This window comes from Bacillus sp. AG4(2022), from assembly GCF_031844465.1.
Lineage (GTDB): Bacteria > Bacillota > Bacilli > Bacillales > Cytobacillaceae > Bacillus_AB > Bacillus_AB infantis.
Genome location: NZ_JAUZVH010000001.1, coordinates 829,609 through 845,901 on the forward strand (window position 1 = coordinate 829,609; position 16,293 = coordinate 845,901).

Annotated in this window: 15 protein-coding genes and 1 pseudogene; 7 read left to right on the top strand and 9 right to left on the bottom strand. The window is 45.3% G+C overall.

The window, feature by feature from the left end; translation table 11 throughout:
• Positions 1 to 189: 189 nt before the first annotated feature.
• Positions 190 to 1,137, bottom strand: coding sequence for a methyl-accepting chemotaxis protein (locus tag Q9R36_RS26110; protein WP_371931617.1), 948 nt, complete (start codon positions 1,135 to 1,137; stop codon positions 190 to 192).
• A pseudogene (locus Q9R36_RS26115) lies at positions 1,129 to 1,896 on the bottom strand (HAMP domain-containing protein); the annotation flags it as partial. The gene Q9R36_RS26110 and the pseudogene Q9R36_RS26115, both read right to left, overlap by 9 nt.
• A gap of 378 nt (positions 1,897 to 2,274) precedes the next feature.
• On the opposite strand from Q9R36_RS26115, the gene Q9R36_RS04095 reads away from it, so the two are divergent.
• A complete protein-coding gene (locus tag Q9R36_RS04095; RefSeq protein WP_022543642.1) occupies positions 2,275 to 3,315 on the top strand; it encodes an acyltransferase family protein in 1,041 nt (346 codons plus the stop codon).
• A 182-nt stretch (positions 3,316 to 3,497) separates the two neighbouring features.
• On the top strand, positions 3,498 to 5,258 hold the full coding sequence (locus Q9R36_RS04100; RefSeq protein WP_311224576.1) for a B12-binding domain-containing radical SAM protein: 1,761 nt from the start codon (positions 3,498 to 3,500) through the stop codon (positions 5,256 to 5,258).
• 252 nt (positions 5,259 to 5,510) lie between these two features.
• Here the strand turns inward: Q9R36_RS04100 and Q9R36_RS04105 are convergent, their stop codons facing one another.
• Both Q9R36_RS04105 and Q9R36_RS04110 read right to left on the bottom strand, forming a co-directional pair.
• Positions 5,511 to 5,657 (bottom strand): hypothetical protein, encoded by a 147-nt coding sequence (locus Q9R36_RS04105; RefSeq protein WP_009794248.1) that lies wholly within the window; start codon positions 5,655 to 5,657, stop codon positions 5,511 to 5,513.
• Entirely contained in the window at positions 5,657 to 5,818 is a 162-nt protein-coding gene (locus Q9R36_RS04110) for a hypothetical protein (RefSeq protein WP_022543641.1), read from the bottom strand. Before Q9R36_RS04110 ends, Q9R36_RS04105 begins: the two co-directional genes overlap by 1 nt.
• 189 nt (positions 5,819 to 6,007) lie before the next feature.
• Here Q9R36_RS04110 and Q9R36_RS04115 point away from each other — a divergent pair, with 189 nt between their 5' ends.
• Positions 6,008 to 6,343: a DUF3905 domain-containing protein gene (locus Q9R36_RS04115; RefSeq protein WP_311224577.1), complete on the top strand. Its 336-nt coding sequence runs from the start codon at positions 6,008 to 6,010 to the stop codon at positions 6,341 to 6,343.
• A 285-nt stretch (positions 6,344 to 6,628) separates the two neighbouring features.
• Here Q9R36_RS04115 and Q9R36_RS04120 read toward each other — a convergent pair whose 3' ends face one another.
• On the bottom strand, positions 6,629 to 7,984 hold the full coding sequence (locus tag Q9R36_RS04120; protein WP_009794245.1) for a TrkH family potassium uptake protein: 1,356 nt from the start codon (positions 7,982 to 7,984) through the stop codon (positions 6,629 to 6,631).
• Positions 7,985 to 8,137: 153 nt separating this feature from the next.
• On the opposite strand from Q9R36_RS04120, the gene Q9R36_RS04125 reads away from it, so the two are divergent.
• From Q9R36_RS04125 to Q9R36_RS04140, 4 genes are all read left to right on the top strand, one after another.
• Positions 8,138 to 9,256 carry a CdaR family transcriptional regulator gene (locus Q9R36_RS04125; protein ID WP_253616592.1) on the top strand — a complete coding sequence of 373 codons (1,119 nt, stop codon included), beginning with the start codon at positions 8,138 to 8,140 and terminating at the stop codon, positions 9,254 to 9,256.
• Positions 9,257 to 9,366: 110 nt separating this feature from the next.
• On the top strand, positions 9,367 to 10,779 hold the full coding sequence (gene glcD, locus Q9R36_RS04130; protein ID WP_253616591.1) for a glycolate oxidase subunit GlcD: 1,413 nt from the start codon (positions 9,367 to 9,369) through the stop codon (positions 10,777 to 10,779).
• The gene (locus Q9R36_RS04135) at positions 10,776 to 12,128 is read left to right on the top strand and encodes a (Fe-S)-binding protein (protein ID WP_094768834.1); all 1,353 of its coding nucleotides are present in this window, start codon (positions 10,776 to 10,778) and stop codon (positions 12,126 to 12,128) included. The genes glcD and Q9R36_RS04135 overlap by 4 nt, the downstream gene beginning before the upstream one ends.
• A 90-nt stretch (positions 12,129 to 12,218) precedes the next feature.
• Entirely contained in the window at positions 12,219 to 12,419 is a 201-nt protein-coding gene (locus Q9R36_RS04140) for an alpha/beta-type small acid-soluble spore protein (RefSeq protein ID WP_009794241.1), read from the top strand.
• A gap of 35 nt (positions 12,420 to 12,454) precedes the next feature.
• Here the strand turns inward: Q9R36_RS04140 and Q9R36_RS04145 are convergent, their stop codons facing one another.
• The 4 genes from Q9R36_RS04145 to Q9R36_RS04160 form a co-directional block, all read right to left on the bottom strand.
• Entirely contained in the window at positions 12,455 to 13,573 is a 1,119-nt protein-coding gene (locus Q9R36_RS04145) for an anti-sigma factor domain-containing protein (RefSeq protein WP_009794240.1), read from the bottom strand.
• Positions 13,570 to 14,313 (bottom strand): RNA polymerase sigma factor SigI, encoded by a 744-nt coding sequence (gene sigI, locus Q9R36_RS04150; RefSeq protein WP_009794239.1) that lies wholly within the window; start codon positions 14,311 to 14,313, stop codon positions 13,570 to 13,572. Before sigI ends, Q9R36_RS04145 begins: the two co-directional genes overlap by 4 nt.
• Positions 14,314 to 14,525: 212 nt before the next feature.
• Positions 14,526 to 14,996, bottom strand: a complete 471-nt coding sequence (locus tag Q9R36_RS04155) for a hypothetical protein (protein ID WP_009794238.1) — start codon at positions 14,994 to 14,996, stop codon at positions 14,526 to 14,528.
• Between the two features lie 90 nt (positions 14,997 to 15,086).
• A complete protein-coding gene (locus Q9R36_RS04160) occupies positions 15,087 to 16,193 on the bottom strand; it encodes an SDR family oxidoreductase (RefSeq protein WP_224950102.1) in 1,107 nt (368 codons plus the stop codon).
• Between the last annotated feature and the right edge of the window lie 100 nt (positions 16,194 to 16,293).

Sequence of the window (16,293 nt, forward strand, 5' to 3'; positions counted from 1 at the left end):
AAATTCTATCGGCTTTTATGGCTTGTATACTATAACACTTACATTTTATTACTGTTGGGGTTAAAAAAAAACAATTTTTAGACAATTGCCAGCAATTTTTTCCCTTTTCTATTGAGACGAAACAGCTTAGACTCTATGAAAAACAGGCTGCGGCAAAAATGAGTTTTGCCTGCAGCCTGTTTTGTTCATTTATAGCCTGAATTTAGAAATCATCTCGTTCAGCTGATCTGCGAGCTCGGACAATGACTGGGCATTATCAGAAATTTCCTCCATCGAATGATTTGTCTGGCTGATGGAGGCACTCGTCTGTTCAATCCCTGCTGCAGATTCCTCGGAAACGGATGCAATATTTTCAATTGAGTCATTCATTACCGCAGAACTGCTTGAAATTTGTTCGAGGCTCCTGGAAATTTCATTGATGTTTTCAGACATCCTGTTGACAGACTGATAGATATTTTGGAATGTCTGGCCTGTATGCTCAATCTGGCCGGTCCCCTCTTCTACCTGCTCATATCCATGCTTAAGGGAAAGGACGACGTCATTGGATTCTGCCTGAATCCCTTTAACAATCCTGGTAATGTCTGACACAGAGAAAGATACCTGTTCAGCCAGTTTCCTTACCTCATCCGCCACCACGGCAAAGCCTCGACCATGCTCACCAGCCCTTGCAGCTTCAATGGCAGCATTAAGGGCAAGCAGATTGGTTTGGTTTGCTATATCATGGATAACCTGCACAAGCTTAGAGATTTGCTTAGTCTGCTCATCCAGTCCCTGCACCTTTTGTACAGAAGATTTCATGATCTCGTTGATGCGCAGCATTTGCTGCTGTGATTCTTTCATAAGCTCATCGCCATTTTTCGTCATATTCAGAACTTCGCCTGAATCTTTCCTGATGGCAGCGCCGCTCTTATTGGCATACTCAACTTTACCCAGATAATCTTCCATCATTTCAGCAAGGCTTGTTGCAGAATTGGCCTGCTCTTCTGCTCCACCTGAAAGCTCCTGCATGGTGGATGCTGCCTGCTGGCTTGCCGATCTGACTTCATTCGCCGAGATATTCAACTCCCCGCTTCTGTCAGTCACATAAGTGGACACGGCTGAAATCTCCTGTATCATAGCCTGAAGCTTTTCTTTCATGGAGTTAGAGGCACGGCTCAGCTCTGCGAGTTCATCCTCCCCTTCCATTTCCACCGATTCTACATTAAGATTTCCTGCTGCAACCTCATTCGATAAGGTGACAATCTGGCTCAGCTTGCCCGAGATCAGTCGCCCGATAAGGAGGATGCTCGCCACTCCCAGAACAGAAGAAACAACGACGGAGACAGCCAATACAATCATCGTCAGAATGGTTCCGGCTTTGGCTGATGCAACAGCACTTTTTTGGTCTTCCTTGAGAATGCTTCGCAGCTCGTCCAACTGGCCGACTGTTTCTGTGATAATATTATCCACCTGTAATTTGCCCAGGCGGTAGCCCCTGACATTCTGAAGCTTTACTTCAGGGATGATGACATCATTGAAAATCTTTGTTATCTGCTTGTCATTTTGATCAATCCGCTTATAGAGGCTTTTTGTCTCCTCATTCCTGAGTGAAGGCTGCACCTGTTTTTTGAGCTTGTCCATGCTTTCTTCAAGATCTTTGAAACTATTGAGGTGTTTAGGATTGGAATCAATGATGAAATTTCCGATAGTGCTTCCTTTATTATTGAACAGGGCTGCGATTTCTGTTGTCTGGATCGTCTTATCCCCTGTTTCTTCAACTGTATTCATCTTTACATTAACCATCGTCAGCAATACAAACGTAATGATGGTTGAAACGGCAAAAAGACCAATAGTAATGAATAGAGCCGCTCCATATTTCTGTCCCAGCTTAAGATTTCTCCAGAACTTAGTATTCATCAGCTTTGCAGCCAAGGCGGGCCATTTCCTGCCTCTTTCCTTTTTTATCTTCGGCTTTTTGGCTTTAGCCTTTTTAACCCTTGCCTTTTTTTCCCCTTTCACATCTATTCCCCCTATTTCTTCTTCGCTGAACCAAACTATTGTCCTAATAAGCAGAAATAAAACTATGTAACTTTTAGACTATTAACATTCATTATAATATATAGATTTTTGATTTTGAAGAAATACTTTCCAAAGTTTCAGAAAAAACCGGCAGATTCCGTTTTAGAATTTACTGGTATGCCATCCTCTAATTAACACGGCACAACTGTTTAGCTGCATGTTAGGCTGGGTATTATAGATAAAAGTTTTATGGGGGTCTTTAATCAAGGAGGAGTTATGAAACAGCGAGACTATTACTTTGACAACGCCAAGTTCATTTTGATCTTTTTTGTTGTCTTTGGGCATTTGCTACGTTCCTTTATTGAAGATAATGAAACAATCTACACCCTGTACAAGGTCATCTATACCTTCCATATGCCGGCTTTCATTCTGGTTTCAGGATTTTTTGCAAGAGGGATATGGAAACAGGGATATGTGAAGAAAATTGCCAAAAAGCTGATTCTGCCTTATTTAATTTTCCAGGCAATCTACTCTGTGTTCTATTATTATCTTTATAACAAATCAACAATCTCTCTCGATCCTTTTACGCCGCACTGGTCACTATGGTTTCTGCTTAGCTTGTTCTGCTGGAATATCATGCTGCTTTTGTTCGCAAAATTCAAGCCTGCTTATTCTATCGGCGCTGCCATATTGATAGGGCTGCTGATCGGCTATGCTGACACGGTATCCAACTATTTAAGCTTATCCAGGACGTTTGTGTTCTTCCCGCTTTTCCTGATCGGATACTTTTTGCGGAAAGAACAGCTATATATGCTATTCAGGCCAAAATTCAGGTTTGCTGCATTAGGCATCTTTGCGATCGTGTTCATCGGCTTCTATTTTTATCCGGATATCAATTATAAATGGCTGCTTGGATCAAAGCCATACGCTGAAATGGGCGCAGCTTCTTTTAAAGCATTGCTGACCAGGCTGTCCTTTTACATTCTCAGCCTCATCATGGTGTTTTCGTTCCTGGCTTTCGTACCAAGAAAAAAATATTTCTTTACGAATCTCGGCAAGAACACTTTATATGTCTATCTTCTGCATGGGTTCTTTGTGAGAATTTTCCGGGAGAGCGTGGTTCAGGATTACTTCCATGAGCCCGAGAATTTCCTGCTTTTAGCAGGGATATCCCTGATCCTTACGCTTATCCTTTCAAGCAGGATTGCAACTTCTTTTGCCCAGCCGCTTATAGAGCTTAACACCTCCAGGCTGAAGCAGCTTCAGCTGCGGGGAAAAACATGGCTGGAGTTTTATAGGAGAAAACTGTTAAGCTGATTGAAAGCCCGCCGGACGGCGGGCTTTTTACTTTGGGCAGCCCGGGGATCGGGAATCCCAGGGCTGGAAAAAAGAAGATTGCCTAAGCGGGTCAGATGATTTACAGCTACTTTTTTTGTCAACAATAACGTATAATAATAAGTTGTTCTGAACTGCACTACTCTTAAAGGAGTTCTACTATTATGAATATCGTTTGCACCACATTGAACGCTAAATATATCCATACCAATATTGCCATCAGGTATTTAAAATCTTACGCCGAGCCTGAGTATGACATTCAGCTGGCAGAGTACACCATTAAGGATCCTGTCATGAATATCGTGACCGATCTGATTAGAAAAAAACCGGATATTATCGGATTCAGCTGTTATATATGGAATATTGAAGAAACAATCAAGGTCATTAATATCATCAAAAAAATCGATCCTGCCATCCAGATTATTGCCGGAGGCCCTGAGGTTTCCTACGATGTGCCGGAATGGATGGGAAAGGTAGAAGCATTTGACTATATCGTCATCGGTGAAGGAGAAGAAACGTTTAAGCAGCTTCTTGCAGAGCTTGATGGTGATAAAAAAATGGAAAATGTCCATGGTATTGCCTACAGGGAAAATGGCCAGGTGAAGTTCAACCCGCAGCGAAATAAGCTGAATTTGCGCGAACTTCCATCCCCTTTCCGATTTGAAGAAGACAAAGCGCATCTTTCCAAACGCGTCACTTATATAGAAACGAGCAGAGGCTGCCCTTTCTCCTGCCAGTTCTGCCTTTCCTCCATTGAAGTTGGCGTCCGTTATTTTGACAGAGAGAAAATTAAAGAAGATATCAGATATTTAATGGATAATGGAGCTAAAACGATTAAGTTTGTGGACCGTACCTTCAATATCAGCAGAAGCTATGCGCTGGAGATGTTCCGTTTTCTGATTGATGAACATCGGCCGGGGACTGTCTTTCAATTTGAGATCACTGCTGATATCATGAGGGCGGAAGTCATTGATTTTCTCAACAAGGAAGCCCCTCCTGGACTATTCCGTTTTGAGATCGGCGTCCAGTCGACAAATGATGCAACAAATGAATTGGTCATGAGAAAACAGAACTTTGCCAAATTGACAAGGACGGTTACAATGGTCAAAGACGGCGGAAAAATCGATCAGCATCTTGATTTGATTGCGGGTCTGCCTGAGGAAGATTATGAATCGTTTAAGAAGACCTTTAACGATGTGTTCGCCATGAGGCCAGAAGAGCTTCAGCTTGGTTTCCTAAAAATGCTGCGCGGAACAGGCCTGAGGCTGAGTGCAGAAAAGCACGGATACACTTATATGGATCATTCGCCATATGAAATCCTCGGCAATAATGTACTGCCATTTGAAGATATTATCAGGATCAAACAGGTTGAAGATGTTTTGGAAAAATACTGGAATGACCATCGCATGGACCATACTATTGAGTATTTGACTACCCGTTCGTTCCCGACCCCTTTTGACTTTTTCCAGGAGTTTGGAGGTTATTGGGAAGAGATGGGCTGGTCCAGGATCGGTCATCAGCTCGAAGATCTATTCCGCAGGCTGCAGCAATTCCTCGAATATAAGCAGCTGGAAGATCTAAGGGTCATTGAAGGCCTTATGAAATTGGACTATCTTGCAAACCAGAAGTATAAGCCTAGAAAACCATGGTGGGAAGCCGGCTATGAAAAGAGCGATCGATCCGCTATCTATCAGGAAATTGCAAGGAACCCAGCTTCATTGGGCAGCCAATTTGAAAATCTGCGCCTGAGCGAGAAGGACCTTCACAAACATACTCTTCTTGACCAGGTTGAATTTGATATCAGCGCGTATCTGGAAACGGGAGAAATTATACGGGAAGCTTCCAGTATCATCGCCTTTTTCGATGCTTCAAATGAACAGACACAAATTTTTTCTTGCACCAAAAATACACTTAAACCAGCTTAATTTCTGAAAAAAAGCCTGAAACTGCTGCAGTTTCAGGCTTTTTTGTTCAAAATGACCGTTTCAAGCGTGTGCTGTGCTCAGAGCCGGCTGAATTTAGGTTTTGTAACTGGCGCGGATATATTATTTACCAATTGAAGCCTTTATTTGTTTAAAGATAAAGTTTTTTTAGTTATTTCCCGGATATTTTAATCATTTCCTGATTTTTTCCACCAAATCCTCAAAACCGGTCCAAATCGGCCGCACGGTCATCTCTTATTTACTGTTTCTTTCCTTCTGGTTCTTCTCCCTGAAGGCATCTGGATGTTCGTAGAATTTGCTTGCGTTCATGTCCCCAAATTCCAGGCCGAACTCAACATTGGAGGTCTCCTGCTTCAAGTCACCCTCAGGTTTCCTTTTCATCAGCCCCTCCCCTTTCTTCCCTGCTTGGAATTCCGGTTGGCTCCTTTAGCAGTCTCTTCCCCATGTGTAAACTCTGCGGAGAATTCTGATTCTGCAACATTTTTCTTCGGCGTTTTAGAATATTTTTCTACCGCATCATGTTCAGCTTTTCGCTTCGCCATATTGATTCCTCCTAAGTCATTGTTTCTCCTATATTTTCTTCGTTCCACCCCGAAAGAATTCTTTCTTGCTCTTTCCTTTATTTGCAGGTCCTGCTTCTTTATAAAATAGAAGCCAGCTTGAAAAAATAATACTTGTCCAGCTCTGTAGCCTAACCTCTTCGCATTAAAGAAAGGATGTGCACATAACAGATGAAAAAAGGGAAGCAGATTGGCATTGATGGCACACTGCCCCACCAAATATCCGCTCCCAGCTTAAAAGGGACGCATCTGAAGCTGGAAGAGCCATTCAAAAACTCTTTTGGGGTTACAATCGGCGACAGCTTCTACGCTTCAGAAAACTCCCCGCTGGAACAATGGACCGATGAAACCGACCCTGCTGTCATGTCAGGGGAACAATGGATCCACCCGACAAACGACATCGGCTGGAATACAGACGAAAACAGAAAACTCCTCGAAAAAAAACAAAAACCCCAAAGCTCCCCCTTCATGCACCCTGAAAAAGACGTGAGCAGGGGAACGGATTAAATGAAGTGCGGAAGCGGCTTGCCCAGAGCCGACAAGCATAAGACGCTTCAGGATAGAAGGCGTTCTTTGCCTTCAATCCTGAAGTGGCTTATGACTCGAGGGCTAGCGCCTGGAGCTGGACAAATCGAAGTGCGGAAGCGGCTTGCCCACTAAGGAACGCAGACTAAAAACCACGTACTGCGGCAACGTCTGCATAACCCACATCCCGTGGCTTATGATGACTCGAGGCCCGGGTTTTGGGGCTTTTGCCCAGATAAAAAAGCATATAACCATGGTTATATGCTTTTACCCAATGATGACTCTTTCCTTTGGATAATGATAGATTGACTTCTTTTCTTTTCCTCCAATGATGAATAAGAAGGAAGTCAGCCCAATTCTTCCAATGAACATCAGTATGATGATCACGCACTTCCCGACCGCTGACAGATCGGGGGTTATCCCCATCGACAATCCTGTCGTTCCGAAGGCCGAACACACTTCAAAAATAATAGCTGTCACGCTGTGGGCCTCAGTCAGACTGAGCACAATAACTGCAAAGAAACACATGCCGACAGCTAAAATGGTGATGACCAGGGATTTTAATACATCATCCTGATGGACTTCCCTTTTAAATACTTTAATATCCCTGTTCCCATGGGCAAACTGATAAAGAAAGAGGACATTCAGGGCGAAAGTCGTGGTCCTGATCCCTCCACCGACCGAGCTTGGGGAAGCTCCGATGAACATTAGCCCGCTCAGAAGCAGCTGGGTAGACTCCGCAAAATCATTGACATTCAAAGTCGAAAGGCCTCCGCTCCTGGTTGTGGCAGATTGGAAGAAAGCATAAAAGAACGTTTTATGCCAGCTCATTCCGCTGAAGTAATGCCTTCCTTCCAGGAGGAGGATTAGAACCGTCCCAACCACCAGCAGCACGGCAAAGGTGGCGCTCGTCAGCTTTGTGAATAAGGAAAAGCGGAAGTTTTTATAATCTCTCCGGTCAAAAAGGTAATGCTTTACTTCTATCAGAACAGGAAAGCCGATTGCCCCAAGTGTGATCAGGATTATATGTATAAGCTGTACAAAATAATCATCCGCATAAGGGATCAAGGAAGCACCGGTAATATCAAAGCCTCCGTTTGTCGTAGCACTGACCGAAGCGAACAGGCCGTGCAGCATGGCTTCCTGGAATGTATCATAATAACTGAGGAAGTGCACACCCAGTATAAGTGCCCCCGCCGCTTCAATAATCAGGATCAGCTTCAGGATTTCCCTGATCAAATTGACCAGGCCCGACAGGTTCGACTGGTTATGGTCGACCATGATGAGCCGCCTTCCCCTTAAACCGATTTTCTTGCCTAGCAAGATCCAGAAAAAAGTACCCAGCGTCATGATGCCGATTCCCCCGAATTGCAGGACGAACATCAGCATAAAGACCCCGAAGGTACTGTATGTTTCAGATATATTTATAACTGAAAGCCCCGTTACACTAACGGCACTGACAGCCGTGAAGGCCGAATCGAGCCAGGAAACCTCAACACCGGGCTGATGGACTGCAGGAATGCGCAGCAGCAGCACCGAAATGGTGACAGCAAGCAAATAGTAGCCGGTGATAACCTGGGCAGGGGATAATTTATCCAGCCTTTCTTTTATTTCATCCCACATTATGATCTTTCCCTCCTAAATTGCCTATCCCCTATCATAAAGAAAAACAGAAGGGTTTAAAAGGATTATGAGGCTATTAGCGTGATTTTTTTTATTTTTATATAATTAAGTATAAAGATAATAATTATATCAACGAAATCAGGAGGCTCGATCATGCTTTTGCCAGCACTTGCCGAAAAGATCCTTCGCGAGATCCGGGGGGTCTTGAAAGAAGAAATCATCGTGGTCAATACAGATGGAATCATCGTTTCAAGCACATCTCCAGATAGAGTTGGAGCCTTCCATGAAGGAGCACTCCAGTCTGTTAAAAAACGGGATAAAAGAATCATCACAGCAGAAGATGAAAAAAAGCTGAAAGGCGTCAAAGCCGGGATCAATCTTCCTGTTTTCTTTCAAAAAGAAGTTGCCGCAGTGATTGGGATCACAGGTGACCCGGAAAAGGTAGCTCCTTACGGTGAAATTATCAGAAAAATGACAGAGCTTTTAATCAGCGAAAATTTCTACAGCGAACAGATTGACTGGCAGTCAAGGGCCCTTGAAGGCTTTGTCTTTGATTGGCTCCAGGAGCGGGGGCACGGCAGTTCTTTTATAGACAGGGCGCTTATGCTTAAGGTCGATACCAGGCTTGACCGGCTGGTGTTTATAGCAGAATTCCTCGAACCTGAAAAGATTCCTTCAAGGGAAATCTGGCAAAGGCTCCTATCCTGGCCAGAAAAAAACAGTAATGACCTTTTCATACGCTGGGGTCATGATCGAATTGTTGCGCTCTTCGCACATCATTCAGAAGAGCACATCCAAAGGCTTGAGGACAGAGTATCCAGGTATTACAGCTATCTCGACAGAAGTTCCGGTTCTCCGCTTTCTGGAGGGGCTGGGCAGCCGGCCGCTTCCTCTGCACTCTCCCGTTCCTTCAGGCAGGCGGAACGGGCTGTGAAGGCTGCAAAGAAAGCCAGGGGCCTGAGATTTGATAAAAATCTTACCTTGGAGATGCTGATGGATGAAATCAAGCCTGAAACCAAATTGGATTATATTAAAAGGACCATCGGACCCCTGCAGCAGCACCCCGACGTACTTGCAACACTGAAAGAGCTGTTCAGGCAGAACCATTCATTGAAAAAGACTGCTGAAAGCATGCATATACATATCAATACACTTCACTATCGCCTTAGGAAGATTGAGGATCTGACTGGGCTGGGCACGGGAAATGCACAGCAGCTGTTCATCCTTTATATGGCATGCCTGCTATTGGATGAACATACAAATGATCACTAATTAAGCGGATAATATTCGTATTAATATCTATAGAAATTCTAAATATCCTTCCATATAATGAAGCTAAAAGTACTGCCGGCAGAAGCCGGCTGCAACTGGAGGCTCCTGTTATGATACCGAAAGCTGCTAAAGAGAAATTGACAGCGATTGCAGGCATAGACCAATATGATGACTCTAATGCGGTGCGCCTGGTTTATTCCTATGATGCCACCCCGAATTTTCAATCCCTCCCTGATGCGGTCATTAGCCCGCGAAATACAGGCGAAGTATCTGAAATTGTAAAAGTATGCAGCGAGTATTCCATTCCCATCGTCCCAAGAGGCTCGGGCACAAATTTGTGCGCCGGCACATGCCCGACCGAGGGCGGGCTTGTTATTCTGTTCAAGCATATGAACAGAATTCTTGACCTTGATGAAGAGAATCTCGCCATTACTGTTCAGCCCGGGCTTGTCACACTTGACTTGATACGCGAAGCAGAAGCAAAAGGACTTTTTTATCCTCCTGATCCAAGTTCCATGAAAATATCTACAATCGGAGGAAATATAAATGAAAACTCCGGCGGATTGCGAGGCCTTAAATATGGTGTGACCAGAGATTATGTCATGGGCCTTGAAGTGGTCCTGGCCAATGGGGATGTCATCAGGACGGGAGGCAAGCTCGCAAAGGATGTGGCGGGCTATGACTTCACCCGTCTTTTCACAGGCTCTGAGGGTACACTTGGGATTATAACCGAAGCGACTTTGAAGCTGATCCCGATGCCGGAAACTAAAAAGACGATGCTTGCCCTTTACCAGGACCTTGAAGCAGCCGCGAAGACGGTTTCAAAAATCATAGCCAATAAAATCATCCCTGCAACATTAGAATTCCTGGATCAGCCGACACTCGAAGTTGTGGAAGAGTTCGCACAGATCGGACTGCCTACAGATGTCAAAGCAGTTTTGCTGATTGAGCAGGATGGACCTCGTGAAGTTGTCGAGCGTGACATGGCAAAGATGGAGACCATTTGCCGGGAAGAGAGTGCTGTTTCTGTCCAGGTGGCCAAGACGGCCTCCGAGGCAGAGGCGCTGACGGCTGCGAGAAGAGCCGCCCTTTCAGCCCTTGCAAGGCTCAAGCCCACCACCATTCTTGAAGATGCTACGGTCCCCCGCTCTGAAATTGCCAATATGGTAAGGAGCATCAATGAGATTGCCAGTAAATATGACCTGAAAATCTGTACTTTCGGCCATGCCGGAGATGGAAATCTCCATCCTACCTGTCCGACGGATGCAAGAAATAAAGAAGAGATGGAAAGGGTGGAAAATGCTTTTGCCGAGATTTTTGCAAAAGCCATCGAGCTTGGAGGAACTATAACAGGCGAGCATGGCGTGGGAGTCATGAAAGCCCCTTATCTTGAACTTAAATTGGGAAGCGAAGGCATTGCTGCCATGCAGGCCGTCAAAGCAGCCCTTGATCCGAAGAATATCATGAACCCGGGGAAAATATTTGCCAAAGACAGCAGGAAACGTGTGGTGGTATCTAAATGAGTACAGCAATTGAACGGCAAAAGATCCAAAGTGAGTTCAGCAGCAGGATGGATGAGGATGAAATGCTGAACTGCATGCGATGTGGTTTCTGCCTCCCCTCCTGCCCCACTTACATCACTTCAGGCTTTAAGGAGGAGCATTCTCCAAGAGGCCGAATCGCACTGATGAAAGCTGTAGCGGACGGGCTGATCGAGCCGGACAGCGATGTAGAGCGATCCCTGGATTTATGTCTGGGCTGCAGGGCATGTGAGCCAGTTTGTCCCTCAGGTGTTAATTATGGGCACCTTCTCGAGGAAGCAAGGGATATTATCAGCCAGAATAAAAAGTACTCACTCCCTGTCAAGGCGATCAGGAAGACTGTTTTCCATGGGCTGTTCCCGCATCAGGAAAGAATGACGGCAGCGGCCGGCCTCCTTTCCGTGTATCAGCGGACCGGCCTGCAAACCGCTGTTAGGAAAATCGGTTTTATGAAGCTCTTCCCTGACAGTCTTGCAGCAATGGAAAAAGTACTCCCTGCTGTCCCTTCCTACAAGGATATGAAGAAGCGTCCCGAAAAGCTGCCAGCTCATGGGAAGCCAGTGAAAAAGGCAGCATTTTTCTCCGGCTGCCTGATGGACACCATTTTCATGGGGACAAATGACGCGACCATGAAGCTGCTGCAGATGGCCGGCTGTGAAATCGTCATACCCAAATCACAGGCCTGCTGCGGGGCCCTTCATGGACACAGCGGGGAAAAAGAAAAAGCCAGGGAGCTGGCAAAACGGAACATCGCTGCCTTTGAGGATACGGGAGCAGATTATATCATAACCAATGCAGGCGGCTGCGGAGCTTTCCTTGTAGATTACGATCATCTCCTGAAAGATGAACCGGAATGGAAAATCCGCGCTGAGAGCTTTACAAATAAGATCAAGGACATTTCCCAGATCCTATTTGAATTGGATTTCCATAAAAACCATAAGTTGACCCTTCCCCATCAGATTCTTACGTACCAGGATTCCTGCCACCTCCGCAATGTGATGAAAACGGCAGCTGCACCGCGCATGCTCCTGGGCTCTATCACCGGGGCAGAGTACCGGGAAATGAAAGATGCGGACAGGTGCTGCGGCTCAGCGGGGATTTATAATATTGTTGAATCGGAAATGTCCATGCAGATTCTTGATTACAAAATGAACCAGGCCAGAACAACAGAAGCGGCAGTCATTGTCACTTCAAATCCCGGCTGCCTTCTTCAGATGAAGCTTGGGATTGAGCGTGAAGGGGCGGCAGGCCATGTCAAGGCAGTCCATATTGCAGACCTGCTTTTAGAAGCAGCAGAATATGCCGCAGCCGGGGCACAGACAGCAAGATAACATTACCAAACATGAAAAAACTCCACAGCTCCATACTACTGATACAGGGCCTTAAGCTCTGCATCAATATGGAAGGAGCTGAAACTCAATATGGCAAGAAGCAGCAATAAACTGCTCGTTCCCGGCATTGAGCAGTATCTTGATCAAGTCAAATACGAAATTGCTCAGGAATTTGGCGTTAATCTGGGTTCAGATACAGTTTCCCGCTCAAACGGTTCTGTTGGCGGAGAGATTACAAAGCGCCTTGTACAACAAGCCCAATCCCAGCTTGCTGGACGGAACGAACAATAATAATAAAATATAAATGGCAAAAAATCCGGCTGCCTTCAGCCGGATTTTCCATTATTCCCTTTTTGCCCCTTATCATGTCCGTTATTGCCATTCCCATGTCCATCTTTGCCGGGCGGAGGGGAACCTTTTTTATTGCCACTATTCTCCGGCTTTTCGTGCTTTTCATGCTTGTCATGTTCCTGTTTTCTTTGTTCTTCCTTTTTTTGTTTGTCCCGCTCCTTGTTTTCGTCCTGCCTTTTTTCAGGCTTTGCTTTGCGGGCATCATCTTTCCTGTCTGCTCCCTTATTCTTTCCTTCCGGCTTGGAAACAGGACGTTTTGGAACGTGAGACGAAGGCTTTATATCGCCTGCCCCCTTCTTATCTTTCGCCTTATCGGCGCTCCCGCTATTCTGCTGCTCTTGTTTCCTTTTAATACTTTCAGCTTTCTCCCTTGCAGCTTCTTCTTTCTCCCGTTCCCTTTCCTCCAGCTGCTGCTTCCTTTCTATTTCCTCTTCTTTAAATTTGCCGGCAGTCAGCCCTTTTTCTTTGGCCTTCTCCCGTTCACCTTCAGTTGCTTCGACCACTTTGACTTCAAGATTTTCTGCTTCTGCAGTTTCTTTGATGCTTTCAACCTGACTGTTCAGCTTCTTGCTTTCAGTGGAATCCTTGCTGACTTCTTTCTTCAGTACAGAAGCGATAATCATTTCTTCGTGCTCTCTCAGATATCCCTGCTGCTGGGCCAGACTAAGGATCTTCCGTGTTACATAGCCGGCGCTTTTTCCCTTCCAATCCTCCAAGAGACTGAGCAATTTCCTGCCCTCCTGATTATAAGATTGAAGCTCCACTACAGACAGTTCCTTGTCGACACCCAACTCGATGCTCGGGTTTACATCAATTGTCATATAGGCGTATACTTCGCTGTTGTTATTAAAAGGAATGACAAGAGATAGAACAAGAAGGCAGGCCATGGCGGCAGCGGCAATCAGTTTCTTTCTTGCCGCCAGGCGTGAAAAGAGCCCTTTCCCGTCTTTTTCTGCATTTCCAACAGGGTAGAAGTAGATTTCTTCCCCTATCTGATGATGTCCTTCTGTATTAAGGGCACGAAGAAATTCGCCTTCGGGAGTAAGCATCGTCATAAAACGTCCCTCAATTTCAAGGATGACCCCTTTTTTCACGTTTTCAGCACCCCTTTTATATACTCCTGTAAATACACATAATCTCCCATTAAAATAAGGGAAACAGCAATGATATACTTCCTGTTCCTTTCAATCGTTTTTCTGCTCACTGCTGCAGTGCCTTCCAGCTGCTTGATGGGAAGGCGCTTTTTTTCCTGCAAATAGGAAGCCAGCTCTTTGTCCCTGACAAGTGCCGATGCTATTTCCATCGCATTTTTCCGCGCATCTGCATGTTTTGGGGACTGATCTGCAATTTCAGCAAAAGTTAATCCATATTCTTTGAGAAGAGCTGTAAAGTGAATGATTTCATCCCGTCTAAGCTCTTGCTCTGTTTTTTTCACGAATTCTTCAATCGACAGCCTGTCTTCCACAAGACTGGCTGAAGCTTGTTCATCAGCACTTCCACTGCTGCCTTCAAAGCTGACATTCATATGCCTTGCCTGCTGCCTGATATAATCAATGACCCTTCGCTTGATTATGATTTCGGCAAATCCCAGGAGGGAACTGCCCTTCTCGGGACTGTATTTACGGACCGCTTCATCAAAGGCAATCAGCCCGATGCTGTACTCATCATCAGACTCATGGATATAGCGTCTGCAGACGGAGGATACGGTTTTTGCAATAAAAGGTTTGTATGACTCTATCAGTTCATTAAGCAGCCGGCTGTCGCCCTGCTGGATTTTTATTACGGTTTTTTCTAGTGTCTGTTTTTTCTTAGTGATGAATAAATAACCGAGCATATCCTCACCTCTCCACCAGCACATTATATCATATGCCAAATAACAGCCAGCAAGGGGAAGGATTGAAGAGAGAAATAAGGAATATTTTCACTGCTAACATAAAGCTTCGCCCGGAAAGAGGAGCTTTTGGGGGTGGTTTGGTGATTGCTCATGAACGGCGAAAACCTTTGCTGATTCAGCAAAGGTTTTTTATTGGCCCCCCTGTATGCATTTCACGCTGCTTTTCTTCGCAGGAACAATAGCAGGGCCCTTAGCGCAAAGCCCGCCACAAGCCCGGGAATAAGGAAAATCATCGGCAAAAAGACCGGGCCAAACAAGATGCCAAAAAGCTTGAGCCTCACCGAATACATAAGACCGACAGTTACAAAATAGGCTCCGAAGACAAAGGGGAGAAAAGACAATTCTTCCTGTGCAGGCATAGCTTCTTTATAAGCATCCCACATGGCAAACATATACAGACAAGGGTAAAACATCAGCCACTGATAATCAAGGACTGCAGCCGCCTTATCAATTTCCCACAGGAAACTGTGCATGATAGCCAGATTAAAGTTGCTGAAAACGTTGATGAGAACTTCAAGTGCCACAAAGAGAACACCTTTTACATAGTGACCCGTCAGCAGCTGGCTGAAACCGGGCAAAGCAATGCTCCAAAAAATGGCTTCTAGTTTTCCGACTTTTTTCATTCATTATCACCAGCTATATTTCTATAGTGGTATCATGCACCAAAGATCTCTCTTTTATCACAAATACCTGAACTTGCTTCAAAATGCCTGCTAGGAGTACAGCTTATGCACCTGGAAACGCGGATCAGATTTATGCAGCCTGTAAAAAGAAACCATCGACGGGATGCCTTCCTTCAGATCAGGGCAGCGAATTCCTGATCCCTCCAGATCGGTCTGTGCTATTGAACAATCAAAGCGTCCCTGCCAGGTAAAGTAGTCAAGCGCTTCCTGCTCCACACCAAGGTAATTCCTCAGCTTTTTGATGCGCAGCGCCCCTCTGGCAGCACTCAGAGGGAAGCTGCCAGCCGGTCTTTTCCCGCAAAGCTCCACCATCAGCATTTCGTACAGATCGGAAACTTGATATGGATTCGGATCTGTAAGGTGGTAGGTCTTATCCCTCCCAACAGCTGATGTCCCAAGGAATACGGCTGCTTTAATGATATAATCCACCGGCACCAGATTGATAAAAGCTTCCCCTTTCCCGAGCATGGGCAGGAATGGCAGCCTGCTCAGGCGGTCCATAAAATTCAGAATAAAATACGGCCCGTCGAACTTGATGGTTTCCCCTGTTACAGAATGCCCCTTTACAATCCCGGGCCTTAAGATGGTAATCGGTATTTCACCTTTAGCTTTTTCAACAATGACTTCGGCAAGATATTTTGTTTCTTCATAATGGTTTTTGAACCCGGGCGGCTCTGTCAGCTCATCCTCCATCAGCAGCCCATCCCTTTTTCCAGCCACATAGGCAGTACTGAAATAGACGTATCTTTCAAGCATCTCCAACGTTCCTGCAAATTCTGTTACATGCCTCGTCCCTTCAACATTTACCTTATAAGCAATATCCTTAGGCACCGCCAAATCATAAATGGCGGCCAGATGAAAAAGATGGGTGATGCTTTCCCTGAGGAATGCTAAGTCCTGCTGGCCGATACCAAGCCCAGCCCTGGTAATATCTCCAGTAATGATTGAAAAGCACTCGCGCCCTGCACCGGTCTCGCCGCAGATCTTCCTGATTTCATCCTTTGCGGCCGCTTCCATTTCCCACAGGCTTAAAACGCTGATATGTACATTCCCTTGCTCTTTATTAAGTACCTCCCTGACTAGCCGGGAGCATATAAAACCAGGAAACCCCGTGAAAAAATAATGCCTCTCCTTCATTGGACCGCCTCTTTCTATCATAGATTTACTCAAATTGTAACCGGTCATACCAGCTTCAAACAATATATTTCTGATAATTCAAATATCTAACCCTGCAAAA

Excerpts from the sequence above, each read along its gene's own strand:
- Q9R36_RS04120 (WP_009794245.1), bottom strand. The coding sequence starts at position 7,984 with ATGTGGGATGAAATAAAAGAAAGGCTGGATAAATTATCCCCTGCCCAG.
- Q9R36_RS04100 (WP_311224576.1), top strand. The coding sequence starts at position 3,498 with ATGAATATCGTTTGCACCACATTGAACGCTAAATATATCCATACCAAT.
- Q9R36_RS04125 (WP_253616592.1), top strand. The coding sequence starts at position 8,138 with ATGCTTTTGCCAGCACTTGCCGAAAAGATCCTTCGCGAGATCCGGGGG.
- Q9R36_RS04095 (WP_022543642.1), top strand. The coding sequence starts at position 2,275 with ATGAAACAGCGAGACTATTACTTTGACAACGCCAAGTTCATTTTGATC.
- Q9R36_RS04110 (WP_022543641.1), bottom strand. The coding sequence starts at position 5,818 with ATGGCGAAGCGAAAAGCTGAACATGATGCGGTAGAAAAATATTCTAAA.
- Q9R36_RS04160 (WP_224950102.1), bottom strand. The coding sequence starts at position 16,193 with ATGAAGGAGAGGCATTATTTTTTCACGGGGTTTCCTGGTTTTATATGC.
- Q9R36_RS04155 (WP_009794238.1), bottom strand. The coding sequence starts at position 14,996 with ATGAAAAAAGTCGGAAAACTAGAAGCCATTTTTTGGAGCATTGCTTTG.
- Q9R36_RS04140 (WP_009794241.1), top strand. The coding sequence starts at position 12,219 with ATGGCAAGAAGCAGCAATAAACTGCTCGTTCCCGGCATTGAGCAGTAT.
- Q9R36_RS04105 (WP_009794248.1), bottom strand. The coding sequence starts at position 5,657 with ATGAAAAGGAAACCTGAGGGTGACTTGAAGCAGGAGACCTCCAATGTT.
- sigI (WP_009794239.1), bottom strand. The coding sequence starts at position 14,313 with ATGCTCGGTTATTTATTCATCACTAAGAAAAAACAGACACTAGAAAAA.
- Q9R36_RS26110 (WP_371931617.1), bottom strand. The coding sequence starts at position 1,137 with ATGAAAGAAAAGCTTCAGGCTATGATACAGGAGATTTCAGCCGTGTCC.
- glcD (WP_253616591.1), top strand. The coding sequence starts at position 9,367 with ATGATACCGAAAGCTGCTAAAGAGAAATTGACAGCGATTGCAGGCATA.
- Q9R36_RS04115 (WP_311224577.1), top strand. The coding sequence starts at position 6,008 with ATGAAAAAAGGGAAGCAGATTGGCATTGATGGCACACTGCCCCACCAA.
- Q9R36_RS04135 (WP_094768834.1), top strand. The coding sequence starts at position 10,776 with ATGAGTACAGCAATTGAACGGCAAAAGATCCAAAGTGAGTTCAGCAGC.